The following is a 12,637-nucleotide window of genomic DNA, read 5'->3' on the forward strand; positions in this document are numbered from 1 at the left end:
ACTTCGTCGATCTTCGATTCACAAATGAAAAACCGTGCCTTTTCGATAAAACCACACATACAGAACACTCATATACAACCAACTGAGTTTCTTGGGGAAATCTTTTCCTATAATCAAATCAGGGATTAACCGAATTAACAACCTCCGTTCCAATGAGCCGATCATAACGCCCTCCGGCAGGTCGGTAATAGACCAGAATCAGATAATCATTTTCGGTACGACCGAAACTGCCTTCAACAGGCATTATAGCTCCGCGGCCGTCATTATCGTCAACCACCAGATACTGATAATTGTAATATCCCTGTTTCAGCAATAAAGTCAGTGTATAAAGATCCTTATCAAAATCAAACTCCATTTTATTCTGAGAAGTCAGCAACCAATTGGTCAGACCTCCCGTAAGATAAACCTCTCTCCCTCCAACCGGAGGCATCCAGTTGAGTGAGAAATGCACAAAAGCATAATCTGCAGAAACCTCAGGCTCCTGCTCTTCCTGAATCTCAATATAATAACGTCCGTTGAAATCTTTATGATAATAATAAGGTTTATCGCCATGGTGCTGGTCCGTAAAGACTTCAGCATGATAAAACGGATCATGGAAAGTTATATCCGAGATATGATCCGACTGAAACCGTAAACTTCGTAAATCCACCCAGCGGAACTCATTCCCCCCTTCCAAAATGACCTCCCGGTTGTAATTAAAATCCATGCGATCATTGCCAAAAAACAAAGGCGGAAGTCCGGTGATAGCATTGTCGGTTCGTCCGTTTTGCATTACCGTAACCGACACCTCAGTACCCGGATCCATAATACTAAGCCCAGGATAATGCACTTCGAAATCAATTTCCTGAAAATTACTCCGGCCGGACGACTGCATAGTGTATTTAACTTCAGCTTCCACCGACACCCGTTGCTCATTAACCATAAAACGTTTTACCAATACCGGACTTTCCCGTTTAAAACCCTCAAAAACCTTTAACACATAATTTCCGGACAAAAGGAGATCAATATTTTCGTTTGGAAAAACCATTTCATAATGCACATAGTCGAAAGTGGTGTTAAAAGAACGTCTGAAATCCTCCACAGGAATCATCTGATCCCCCCTTGCATACTCTGTTCTCATCAATCCGGAGGGATTCCAGTCTTTATCGTACAATTCAACGGAGTAGTAGTAACTTTTTATTTCGGTACCCAATTCGTCAAAGGAAAGAAATAACTTCTGCCCTGTTCCCAGTCCGATTACAGGATATGACATGGGCCAACCATTGCGATGAAAAAGAACTGTTTTTATATTGTCAGAAATTTGTTCGGGATTGTTAAAATCTCGTGAGACCTGCGAAAACAAGGAGAATGGGAGCAAAAAAATTAAAACCGGGAAAAAATTAAAGAAATTTTTACGCAAATAACAAGAACCAAAAGACGGTAGAACTTGTTTGCCCAATGTAAAAAATATATAATTGCTCATTTCGAAGTGGTTTCAATGCCCTAAAAAATACTCTAAAGTAATAAATTTAACTATTTTTGCAGACAAATTCAAAAACCGTTTTTCAAACATGTCTGAGGTAATCAAAATAAAAAAAGGGTTGGACATTCGGCTCAAAGGCAAAGCAGATAATGTTTTTGGCCAGGCTCAACTACCCGATTTGTTTGCCATTAAGCCCACCGACTTTCAGGGGGTGGTGCCAAAGATGGTAATCAAGGAAGGCGAGAAAGTAAAGGCAGGCTCGGTACTTTTCTACGATAAGTATCAGCCCGATGTGAAGTTTGTTTCTCCGGTTAGCGGTGAGCTAAAAGCCGTGATTCGCGGTGAGCGCCGCAAAATACTGGAAGTGGTGGTTCAGTCGGACGGACAGAACGAGAGCCTCGACTTCGGCATCGGTGATGTTGCTTCTATTGATCGCGATGCTGTGGTAAAAAAGCTTCTGGAAGCAGGCGCATGGCCATACCTGCGTCAGCGTCCCTACGACATCATTGCACGCACAGGAGATACACCTAAAGCCATCTTCATTTCCGGATTTGACAGCGCTCCTCTTGCACCCGACTACGACTTTATAATGACGGGCAAAGAGAAAGAGTTCCAGACCGGAATTGATGTTCTTAAAAAGCTGGGCGACCAGGTTCACATCGGCCTCAATGATGATGCAGCTTCCAAAATTTACACCAATGTCAGCGGCGTTGAGACACACCGTTTCAAAGGCCCCCACCCCGCAGGTAATGTTGGCATTCAGATTGGGCACACCATGCCGATGAACAAAGGAGATGTCATCTGGACTATCCGGCCACAGGAAGTTGCAGCCATCGGCAAATTATTTGTAACCGGCAAGCCCGATTTCGAAAGAATCATCGTGGTGGCCGGATCGGAAATAAAGAAACCGGCGTACTTCCGCACCATCCTGGGGGCGGCTGTCACACCTTTCATTAAAGACAACTTAAACACTGCCGAAAACATCCGGCTAATCAGTGGAAATGTCCTTACCGGATCACAGATCAGTGATGACGGATATCTGGGATTTTATCACGCTCAATTAACAGCCATTCCCGAAGGAGACGAATATGAGTTTATGGGATGGGCAGCACCCGGATTTGGAAAGTACAGTGTATCCCGCTCTTTTTTCAGCTGGCTGAATCCGAAAAAAGAGTATCGCTTAAATGCCAATATGCATGGAGGCAAAAGAGCGATTGTGGTTTCAGGCGAGTACGAAAAAGTATTGCCCATGGACATCATGGCAGAGCAGCTTTTTAAAGCCATTCTGGTTGAAGACATCGACAAGATGGAACAACTGGGAATTTATGAACTGGCTGAAGAAGATATTGCTTTGTGCGAATTTGTATGTACCTCCAAACTGAATTTGCAGAAAATTCTTCGCGACGGAATAGATTTAATGATTAAGGAGCTGGGATAACATCCTTCCGGTTTCATAACAAAAAAACAAATACTTTCGAATGAAGGCATTACGGAATTATATAGATAAAATCAAGCCCCACTTTGAAAAAGGCGGGAAGTTTGAAAAGTTGCACTCCACATTCGATGCATTCGAAACCCTGTTGTTTGTTCCCAACACAACCAACAAAAACGGGGTGCATGTGCGCGACGCCATGGATATGAAACGCACCATGGCAACAGTAGTTCTTGCCCTGGTTCCGGCACTCCTTTTTGGCATTTGGAACGCAGGCTACCAGCACTTTCTGGCCACCGGCCAGGAGGCCGATTTCTGGCCAATGGTGCTGCACGGATTTTTAAAGGTATTCCCGATTGTTGTGGTCTCTTACGGAACAGGACTGATCATTGAGTTTATTTTTGCTCAGTTACGCGGACACGAAGTCAATGAAGGGTTTTTGGTTTCCGGGATGCTGATTCCCCTGGTACTTCCTGTGGACATCCCGCTATGGATGGTTGCTGTAGCCACTGCTTTTGCAGTAATTATTGGCAAGGAGGTTTTTGGAGGAACAGGTATGAACATCTGGAACCCCGCACTTTTGGCAAGAGCATTTCTCTTTTTTGCTTATCCTGCACACATGTCGGGCGACACTATTTGGATCAGTGGACTAACCGGTGGCGAGGGAATTGTTGACGGATATTCGGGTGCCACCGCGCTGGGAGCTGCAGTTACAACAGGAAATGTTGATAAATTCTCACTGATGGATAGCTTTCTGGGCTTCATCCCCGGTTCCATCGGAGAAACTTCTACGCTGGCCATTTTGCTTGGAGCAATAATTCTCATCTATACAGGTGTCGGAAGCTGGCGAATCATGCTTTCAGTTTTTGCCGGAGGCCTGCTGATGGCACTCGGATTTAATGCGATTGGTTCTACCCCGCTGATGCAGATTCCTGCGCTTCACCAGCTGGTGTTAGGCGGATTTGCTTTTGGTGCCGTATTTATGGCAACTGATCCGGTATCGGCCACCCGCACAACCAGAGGGAAATACATTTACGGCTTCCTCATCGGAGTGCTGAGTATTATGATCAGGGTATTCAACCCGGCCTATCCCGAAGGTGTAATGCTGGCCATTCTGCTGATGAATACATTTGCACCGCTGATTGACCATTTCGTAGTAGAAGGCAACATTAAACGACGTCTGAAAAGAGCAAGTGTAAACGCATAACAATTGATAAAATGGACAGACAAGGAAATACATATACTTTTCTTTATGCTTCGGTAATGGTAATTGTAGTGGCTACGGTACTTGCGTTTGTTGCCGAAGCCCTCAACCCCATTCAGAAGAAGAATGAAGAAGAGGCAAAAATGATAGACATTCTCAAATCGGTCAATATTGAAAGTACAACCGCCAATGTTGCCGAAAAATATGAGCAATACATCGGAGAAAATGTCTATATCGTGAACTTTGAAGGCGAACGCCAGGATGTTAAGCCACAGGCTGCCTTCAACATTGACCTGAGCAAGGAGGTTAGAAAACCTCTTTCGGACAGACAATATCCCGTTTTTGAGTGTCATCTCGACAACGGAGAAGTAAAATACATACTTCCCGTTCGTGGAAAAGGCCTTTGGGGTCCAATCTGGGGATATGTCGCCCTCAACGATGATAAAAACACCATTTTCGGAGCTACTTTCGACCATAAAGGAGAGACACCCGGGTTGGGAGCAGAAATTTCAACCGACGCCTTTCAGCAACAGTTCAAGGGTAAAACCATCTTCGACAATGGAGACCTTGTCTCTGTAGATGTGGTAAAAGGAGGTGTGCCCGACGATGCTCCGCACGGAGTGGATGCCATATCGGGTGGTACTATTACCAGCCAGGGCCTCGACGCCATGCTGGAAGATTACTTTAACGGCTACGAAGCATTTTTAAAAAAATAAAAAGAGGGAACTATGAGTAGTGAGAAAGAACCTTTGTTCTCATCGAAGAACCTGAAGTTGTTAACCACACCGCTGGGAGCACAAAACCCGATTACCGTTCAGGTACTGGGTATTTGTTCAGCGCTGGCGGTTACTGCAAAACTTGAACCATCCATCGTGATGTCACTCTCGGTGGTATTTGTACTTGTTTTTTCAAATCTGATTGTATCATTATTACGAAATACCATTCCGTCGCGTATCAGAATCATTGTTCAGCTGACGGTGGTGGCATCTCTGGTAATTCTGGTTGACCAGATACTTAAAGCTTTTGCCTACGAAGTAAGCAAGCAGCTCTCGGTATTTGTGGGTCTGATTATCACCAACTGTATCATCATGGGACGCCTGGAAGCTTTTGCCCTGGGCAACAAGCCCTGGCCTGCCGTTCTCGACGGATTCGGAAATGCTGCCGGCTATGGTCTCATCCTGGTAATTGTTGGTTTTGTTCGTGAGCTTTTTGGAACAGGCAACCTGACATTCCCCGGCATCGGAGAAGTCCAGATTGTCCCCGACATTGTTTACGAATGGGGTTATGTTGACAACGGACTGATGATACTGCCTCCTATGGCGTTGATTACCGTTGGTATCATTATCTGGGTTCAGCGTTCCAAAAACAAGGATTTGGTGGACATCAGCTAAAACAGAACCTGGAGAAACAAGAGTCGAATCAGGTTTCCTGATGGGAATCTGAAAACTAGAAACAACAAATAATCAGAGAGAAATGGAAAATCTGCTAAACATATTTGTTAAGTCCATTTTCATAGAGAACATGATTTTTGCCTACTTCCTGGGCATGTGTTCCTATCTTGCGGTGTCCAAAACCGTGAAAACCTCCTTTGGACTTGGGGTAGCAGTAGTTTTTGTGCTGGGTATCACCGTACCGGCCAACTACCTGCTGGAGAATTACGTATTAAAAGAAGGTGCCTTGAGTTGGTTAGGCGAGGGATTTGCCGACATCAACCTGAGCTTTTTGAGTTTCATCATGTTCATCGCCGTTATTGCATCCATGGTACAGCTGGTGGAGATGATTGTGGAGAAATTTGCCCCCACTCTTTATACCTCATTGGGAATCTTCCTTCCCCTGATTGCCGTAAACTGCGCCATTCTTGGAGGATCCCTGTTCATGCAGGAACGGGACTATGCCAACATCGGGGAAGCCTCGGTATTCGGGCTTGGTTCAGGCATTGGCTGGCTACTGGCCATTGTAGGTATCGCAGCCATACGTGAAAAAATTAAATATTCCGATGTTCCGGCTCCGTTGCGTGGTTTAGGAATCACCTTTATCATCACCGGACTGATGGGTATCGCATTTATGAGTTTCATGGGTATTCAACTTTAAAAAGAGCACTCGAAAATGAACATATTAGCAATTTCAATCCCGGTAATCATCACCAGCGCCGTGGTATTCCTTACGGTAATTATTCTGCTGGTATCGATACTGCTTTATGCCAAGAAAAAACTGACCCCATCAGGGAAAGTAACCATCAACATCAATGAAGGTGAAAAAGAACTGGAAGTAGAAAGTGGTCAGACCCTTCTTTCGGCATTGGGCAGCAACAAAATATTTTTACCCTCTGCTTGTGGAGGTGGTGGTACATGCGCCATGTGCCGTTGTCAGGTACACGATGGAGCAGGTTCGATTCTGCCTACCGAAACCGGATATTTTACCCGCAAAGAACAAGCAGCCGACTGGCGCCTGGCTTGTCAGGTAAAGGTAAAAGACAATATCAAGATGGAAATTCCGCAGGAAATCCTCGGTATCAAGAAATGGGAATGTACCGTTGTTTCCAACAAGAACGTGGCGACTTTCATCAAGGAGTTTGTGGTACAACTGCCCGAAGGCGAAACCCTCGACTTCAAATCAGGTGGTTATATTCAGATTGATGTTCCCAAAATCGAAGTGGACTTCAAAGACATCGAAGTGGAAGAAGATTTCCGTGGTGACTGGGAAAAATTCAACATGTTTGATCTGAAAATGAAAAACCCGGAACCAACATTCCGTGCTTATTCTATGGCCAACCATCCGGCCGAGAACAACATCATCATGTTGAACATCCGTATCGCCACACCTCCTTTCGACAGAGTTAACGGTGGATTCCAGAAGATCAACCCCGGTGTTTGTTCTTCATTCATCTTCTCCCGCAAGAAGGGTGACAAAGTAACCATTTCAGGTCCTTACGGAGAATTCTTTATTAAAGACACCAACCGCGAGATGATGTTTATTGGTGGTGGAGCAGGAATGGCTCCCATGCGTTCGCATATCTTCCACCTCTTCCACACAGAAAAAACCGACCGTAAAGCGACTTTCTGGTATGGTGCCCGTTCCAAGCGCGAGATTTTCTATGAAGAAGATTTCCGCGAAATCGAAAAGGGTTTTGACAATTTCGATTTCACCATTGCGCTTTCCGAGCCACTGCCGGAAGACAACTGGGAAGGTTCAACCGGATTCATCCACTCGGTAATCTTTGAAGAGTATCTGAGCAAACATGATGAACCCGAAGAGATAGAATATTACCTCTGCGGACCTCCGATGATGAATGCAGCAGTTCAAAAGATGCTGTACGATCTCGGTGTCCCCGACGAAATGATTGCATTCGATGATTTCGGATCGTAAACCATAAAATAAGCCCCGTCATAACAGACGGGGTTTTTTTATGGTGATACTTTAGCCTGCTTTATTCATGAATTATTGTAATGAGATGTTCAAATATCAAGAAATACAATCAACCGCAAATAAAATGGACGAAGGGAATAATTGATTATTTTCAAATCCAGTTTATTGAGGACGGTTGTATTTCGCAGGTAGTTGGACATCGGAATAAATTATTTATGAATTAAGCAGGTTAGATGCCAACCGGCAATTGTTTCACCGTTTAATTTCCAAAAGTTAGAAATCAAGATGCGATTTCTTTCTTTATCCGGAAACCGGTGTTGAACCTTTATCATTCAAAAATGATTTGTTGCAATGGTCAACTACCGGTTAAAAACAGGCATCCTCCGGAAAATTTCCACCCAACCCCAGGACGTTGCCCTGGGCTATTGCTTTCAGGCTTTCAGCCTGTTTCCGTATTGCCTGCCATATTGTTTTATGCACAAGGTAGGTTAGAAAATAATTGTTCTATTTTTGCACAAATTATTTGAGAAAGAAATGAAGCAAGTAAAAACAACTACAGCATTATTGTTTTCAGTCCTCCTCCTGATTTCAGGCTGTAATAAATCAACCTGGATAAAAAACCAGGGGGAGGTTTTTGGCACCTATTATCATATCATTTATGAAAGTCCTGGAGGGGAAGACCTTCATCAGGAGGTATTACAAGCCCTCAGATCAGTTAACAAATCACTTTCGACCTACGACAGCACCTCAGTAATTTCGCTTCTCAATCAGTCGAAAAAAGGCACTCCAACTGATCCACATTTCCGAAAAGTTTTTGAAGCAGGAAGAACAATAAGTGCGGCCACCGGAGGGGCGTTTGACATGACGGTAGCCCCTCTTGTCAATGCCTGGGGATTCGGATTTACCAATAAAGAAGAGATGACTCCTGAGAAAGTTAAAGCTCTAAAGCAACTCGTAGGAATGAATAATTTAAAACTCACCGATGATTCTGTGTTGAAGAGTCGCCCGGAAATCATGATGGATGCCTCGGCCATTGCCAAAGGGTACGGTGTGGATGTGGCTGCACAAATACTCTCAGATTACGGATGTAAAAATTTTCTGGTAGAAATTGGTGGAGAAATTGTTTGCCGCGGAGAAAACTCAAGAGATGAACACTGGAAAGTTGGCATTGACAAACCCATTGATGACCCCGTGGCATCCAACAGAGAATTGCAATTCATCCTTAAGTTATCTGGGAAAGCGCTGGCTACCAGTGGCAATTATCGTCAATTTTACATCGACGAGAAAACCGGAAAAAAATATGCCCATACCATCGATCCCATATCAGGTATGCCGGTGGAACACTCACTGTTAAGCGCCTCGGTGATTGCTGACGATTGCATGACCGCAGATGCCTATGCCACCGCATGTATGGTTCTGGGAGTTGAAAAAAGCATGGAATTGATGAAAAAACATCCGGAAATGGCAGGGTGCTTCATATACAGCACCGAAGATGGAATGGAAGTTTCTCTGACCGATGGTTTCGACAAATACATTACTAATTAGGGCTTACCCGAAAGGCACCCCAAGGTCGATAACCCGGGGTTATTCAAATTCCACCCCTACGGGGACGAGCAACATCTGTCATATTCCCATTATTCCCAAAAACTTTATTGGGGCAGGCACTTAGAATGACATTAAATTTTGACTTTTTGGACAGCCTCTCTTTTTTGCTCATTATCAGACATATCTACTAACCGGCCACTTCAGTCTGACAACTGTCTGCCGAAGAGTGGCAACCACATGAACCTCCACTACAGGTCCGCAGAGTTGCATCCTTTTTGAAAAAACTCTTAATTGCAAGACCTGCAAACGCCAGGCCTACAAAAAGTATGGCCAGTCCTATCACTATTAAAATATTACTCATAAAAAATCCTCCTCATTCGTTTCTTCTACAAAGATAAATATTTTGAGTTTCGGATGCAAATATCCTGTTATTATTTCAACACCTTTGCTCTTCAATTTACAGACCCGGCTCAAATCCAATAAACAGGAATTAGATTTAACTCAAAGTATCTTTCAAAATATGTCTTTTGTCTTTACTGGCAATTTTATGCTGGGTATTGGCACAGTATATCCCGCGCTTAGCCATATTCCGGTTTCCCCCGATGTGCGTATTCGGAAATTTACCCCCTTTCTGAATGAGAATACGAATCCCCAACAAAGCAGTTATCCCGGCCATCAAAACTATCGTAATCAGAAGCAGTTTCAGTATCATTGTCAATCATTTTAAGAGCAACAAAGATACAAAAAATGAAGCAGGGTAAACATTCCTGCCCCCCTTTATGTTTGAGTATTGCAACCAATAAACTTGAGCCCACTCCGAAGAGTACGATTTCGCCAACTTCTTCGTTGCCTTAGGGTGTGTAATAACCTTTTTAACGGATTTTCAGCCATAGCAGAACCACCATTACACACCCTGAAGTTTTTTTGAGTCGTCCTGATCAATCAATAACTCCGGCTCAAACCTTGAAGTTGACGAAATTCTTACTTTTCGTAGGACACTCAACCTTCAATAAAAAACCTAACTTTGCCTCGTTGGATGCTTATGGAGAGCTTAACCGACACAATTGTAGCGCAATGATGACAAGTAAACAAAAAACGGAAGAAACTATCAGCAACGATTCACAGCCTAAGGCCAGTAATGAAGCCCTCAAATTTGAAGAGTTCAGAAAAGAGGTACTTAACGACTACCGACTGGCTCACCTAAGTCGGCAAATGAGTGTACTGGCCCGCCGCGAAGTATTAAACGGGAAAGCAAAATTCGGAATTTTCGGCGACGGAAAAGAGGTGGCTCAGATAGCCATGGCCAAACAGTTCCGGAATGGGGACTGGAGATCGGGCTATTACCGGGATCAGACCTTTATGCTGGCTACCGGCATGACCACCCCGGAGAAGTTTTTTGCCATGCTTTACGGAGAAACACGCACGGATCTGAATCCCGACAATGGGGGCCGCTCCATGAACAATCATTTTGGAACCAGACTGATTGACACCAACAACCAATGGATTGACCAGACAAAAAGTAAAAATACCTCCTCAGATATTAGTCCCACTGCCGGACAGATGCCACGACTCACAGGTCTGGCACTTGCATCCAAGCTTTACAGGGAACAAAAAGAACTTTCGGAGCTCAGACAGTTCAGCAACAACGGCAACGAAGTAGCCTTTGGAACTATTGGTGATGCCAGCACCTCCGAAGGACTCTTCTTCGAAACACTCAATGCTGCATCTGTCCTCCAGATTCCCATGGCTGTATCGGTGTGGGATGACGGATACGGGATTTCAGTTCCCGTGGAAAAACAAACCACCAAAGCAAGTATATCAAAAGCCTTAAAAGGGTTGGAAAAAGGAAGAAGAGACCAATCCGGCATTCTTATATATGAAGCTTTCGGCTGGGACTATGCAACCTTATGCCAGATATACGAGGACGGCATTCAAAAATGTCGCAAAGACCATGTTCCGGTACTTTTTCACATCAAAGAACTAACCCAGCCCACAGGACACTCCACCTCCGGATCACATGAACGATACAAATCGGAGGAGAGGCTCAAATGGGAAAAAGAAAAAGATTGCCTGGTTCAGATGCGAGACTGGATGCTGGATAAAGGACTGGCCGATGAATCCGCCCTTGATCAGGTGGAAGAAGAGGCCCGGAAAGAGGCCGTCGATGCCCAAAAATCAACTTATGCAGGTTACCTGGCACCCATCAAACAGGAGAGGCAGGAACTCATTGACATCGTCGAACTAAAGCACTGCATCTGCGATGCAGCACGGGAAGACGAAATCAAAAAGATTGTTTCCGGTCTCAAAAATACCGTCAATCTCAATCGAAAAGAGATTCTCAGTTCGGCAAGAAAAATTCTTCGCCATGTGTGTGTCTCGTGTGATAAGCCCGGGGGACTGAAAGACAGTCTCAGAAAATGGGTACACAACTACTACGAAAGTGGAAAAGAGAAATACAATCTCTTTCTCTACGACGAATCAGACAAATCGCCACTGAAAGTAGCTCCCGTAGCGCCCCAATATGCCGATGATGCTCCCAGAGTACCCGGACGGGAGATCATCAGGGATAATTTTAATGCTGTTTTTGCCAATAACCCAAGAGTACTGACGCTGGGAGAAGACACCGGAAAACTAGGAGGAGTAAATCAGACCCTGGAAGGTCTCCAGTCAAAATACGGAGAATGGCGCGTTCGCGACACCGGAATTCATGAAGCCACCATTGTTGGAGAAGGTATCGGATTAGCACTGAGAGGCCTGCGCCCCATTGCAGAAATTCAGTATTTCGATTATTTATTATATACGCTACACACGCTCAGCGATGACCTGGCATCCACCCACTATCGCACCAAAGGAGGTCAAAAAGCTCCTGTCATCGTCAGAACCCGCGGACACAGGCTCGAAGGCATCTGGCATTCAGGTTCCCCGTTGAGCATGGTCATAAATAGCATTCGTGGAATACATGTCTGTGTTCCACGCGATATGACAAGAGCTGCGGGAATGTATAACACCATCCTTGAAGGCGAAGATCCTGCGCTGGTCATTGAACCCCTCAACGGTTACCGAATTCGTGAAAAGCAGCCCTCTAACTGGGGTGAATTCCGGATTCCGCTTGGCATACCGGAAATCATTACAGAAGGCACTGATGTCACACTGGTTACCTATGGATCCTGCGTTCGGATTGCAGCAGATGCCATTTCTCAACTCAACGATGCCGGCATTTCTGTGGAACTCATAGACATCCAGACACTACTGCCTTTCGACACTCAGGGCATCATTCTGGAATCGTTGAAAAAGACCAACCGAATCGTCTTTTTCGATGAAGATGTACCCGGAGGTGCCACGGCTTACATGATGCAAAAAGTCATTGAAGAACAGGGAGGTTTCTACTATTTGGATCACAAACCCGTTACCATTACCGCAAAGGATCACAGACCGGCTTATGGGACGGACGGAGATTACTTCAGTAACCCCAATGCAGAAGATGTTTATGACGCGGTTTATGCTATTATGGGCGAAGCATATCCGGATAAATTTTCGTCGATTTATTAGGGTTGGGGTTTGAGTTTTGAGTTCTGGGTTTTGGGTTCTGGGTTTTGAGTGTCACCCATCCGGGGCTTATTTCGCTTGT

At 44.7% G+C, this 12,637-nt stretch carries 11 protein-coding genes; 8 read left to right on the plus strand and 3 right to left on the minus strand.

Annotation, left to right across the window (positions count from 1 at the left end):
* Window positions 1-118 precede the first annotated feature (118 nt).
* Window positions 119-1,462 carry a type IX secretion system plug protein gene (locus tag W7W_RS0115120; protein ID WP_010664546.1) on the minus strand — a complete coding sequence of 448 codons (1,344 nt, stop codon included), beginning with the start codon at window positions 1,460-1,462 and terminating at the stop codon, window positions 119-121.
* Window positions 1,463-1,550: 88 nt separating this feature from the next.
* Between W7W_RS0115120 and W7W_RS0115125 the strand changes: the two genes are divergently transcribed.
* From W7W_RS0115125 to W7W_RS0115165, 7 genes are all read left to right on the plus strand, one after another.
* Entirely contained in the window at window positions 1,551-2,900 is a 1,350-nt protein-coding gene (locus tag W7W_RS0115125; protein ID WP_010664547.1) for a Na(+)-translocating NADH-quinone reductase subunit A, read from the plus strand.
* A 40-nt stretch (window positions 2,901-2,940) separates the two neighbouring features.
* Window positions 2,941-4,101, plus strand: coding sequence for an NADH:ubiquinone reductase (Na(+)-transporting) subunit B (locus W7W_RS0115130; protein ID WP_010664548.1), 1,161 nt, complete (start codon window positions 2,941-2,943; stop codon window positions 4,099-4,101).
* An 11-nt stretch (window positions 4,102-4,112) separates the two neighbouring features.
* A complete protein-coding gene (gene nqrC / locus W7W_RS0115135) occupies window positions 4,113-4,814 on the plus strand; it encodes an NADH:ubiquinone reductase (Na(+)-transporting) subunit C (protein WP_010664549.1) in 702 nt (233 codons plus the stop codon).
* A gap of 12 nt (window positions 4,815-4,826) precedes the next feature.
* Complete coding sequence (locus W7W_RS0115140; protein WP_010664550.1) at window positions 4,827-5,489, plus strand: NADH:ubiquinone reductase (Na(+)-transporting) subunit D; 663 nt, start codon at window positions 4,827-4,829, stop codon at window positions 5,487-5,489.
* 82 nt (window positions 5,490-5,571) lie between these two features.
* Complete coding sequence (nqrE, locus tag W7W_RS0115145; protein WP_010664551.1) at window positions 5,572-6,189, plus strand: NADH:ubiquinone reductase (Na(+)-transporting) subunit E; 618 nt, start codon at window positions 5,572-5,574, stop codon at window positions 6,187-6,189.
* A 15-nt stretch (window positions 6,190-6,204) separates the two neighbouring features.
* Complete coding sequence (gene nqrF / locus W7W_RS0115150; protein WP_010664552.1) at window positions 6,205-7,464, plus strand: NADH:ubiquinone reductase (Na(+)-transporting) subunit F; 1,260 nt, start codon at window positions 6,205-6,207, stop codon at window positions 7,462-7,464.
* A gap of 534 nt (window positions 7,465-7,998) precedes the next feature.
* On the plus strand, window positions 7,999-9,009 hold the full coding sequence (locus tag W7W_RS0115165; protein WP_025006722.1) for an FAD:protein FMN transferase: 1,011 nt from the start codon (window positions 7,999-8,001) through the stop codon (window positions 9,007-9,009).
* Between the two features lie 187 nt (window positions 9,010-9,196).
* Here the strand turns inward: W7W_RS0115165 and W7W_RS23725 are convergent, their stop codons facing one another.
* Complete coding sequence (locus W7W_RS23725; RefSeq protein WP_169315027.1) at window positions 9,197-9,370, minus strand: hypothetical protein; 174 nt, start codon at window positions 9,368-9,370, stop codon at window positions 9,197-9,199.
* A gap of 135 nt (window positions 9,371-9,505) precedes the next feature.
* Window positions 9,506-9,721 carry a hypothetical protein gene (locus W7W_RS0115170; protein WP_010664554.1) on the minus strand — a complete coding sequence of 72 codons (216 nt, stop codon included), beginning with the start codon at window positions 9,719-9,721 and terminating at the stop codon, window positions 9,506-9,508.
* Between the two features lie 362 nt (window positions 9,722-10,083).
* Between W7W_RS0115170 and W7W_RS0115175 the strand changes: the two genes are divergently transcribed.
* Entirely contained in the window at window positions 10,084-12,558 is a 2,475-nt protein-coding gene (locus W7W_RS0115175; RefSeq protein ID WP_010664555.1) for an alpha-ketoacid dehydrogenase subunit alpha/beta, read from the plus strand.
* The last annotated feature ends 79 nt before the right edge of the window (window positions 12,559-12,637 follow it).

Source organism: Marinilabilia salmonicolor JCM 21150 (assembly GCF_000259075.1).
Lineage (GTDB): Bacteria > Bacteroidota > Bacteroidia > Bacteroidales > Marinilabiliaceae > Marinilabilia > Marinilabilia salmonicolor.

Bases quoted from the DNA above. Each gene is read 5' to 3' on its own strand.
- W7W_RS0115120 (WP_010664546.1), bottom strand. From the start codon at position 1,462: ATGAGCAATTATATATTTTTTACATTGGGCAAACAAGTTCTACCGTCT.
- W7W_RS0115125 (WP_010664547.1), top strand. From the start codon at position 1,551: ATGTCTGAGGTAATCAAAATAAAAAAAGGGTTGGACATTCGGCTCAAA.
- W7W_RS0115130 (WP_010664548.1), top strand. From the start codon at position 2,941: ATGAAGGCATTACGGAATTATATAGATAAAATCAAGCCCCACTTTGAA.
- nqrC (WP_010664549.1), top strand. From the start codon at position 4,113: ATGGACAGACAAGGAAATACATATACTTTTCTTTATGCTTCGGTAATG.
- W7W_RS0115140 (WP_010664550.1), top strand. From the start codon at position 4,827: ATGAGTAGTGAGAAAGAACCTTTGTTCTCATCGAAGAACCTGAAGTTG.
- nqrE (WP_010664551.1), top strand. From the start codon at position 5,572: ATGGAAAATCTGCTAAACATATTTGTTAAGTCCATTTTCATAGAGAAC.
- nqrF (WP_010664552.1), top strand. From the start codon at position 6,205: ATGAACATATTAGCAATTTCAATCCCGGTAATCATCACCAGCGCCGTG.
- W7W_RS0115165 (WP_025006722.1), top strand. From the start codon at position 7,999: ATGAAGCAAGTAAAAACAACTACAGCATTATTGTTTTCAGTCCTCCTC.
- W7W_RS23725 (WP_169315027.1), bottom strand. From the start codon at position 9,370: ATGAGTAATATTTTAATAGTGATAGGACTGGCCATACTTTTTGTAGGC.
- W7W_RS0115170 (WP_010664554.1), bottom strand. From the start codon at position 9,721: ATGATACTGAAACTGCTTCTGATTACGATAGTTTTGATGGCCGGGATA.
- W7W_RS0115175 (WP_010664555.1), top strand. From the start codon at position 10,084: ATGATGACAAGTAAACAAAAAACGGAAGAAACTATCAGCAACGATTCA.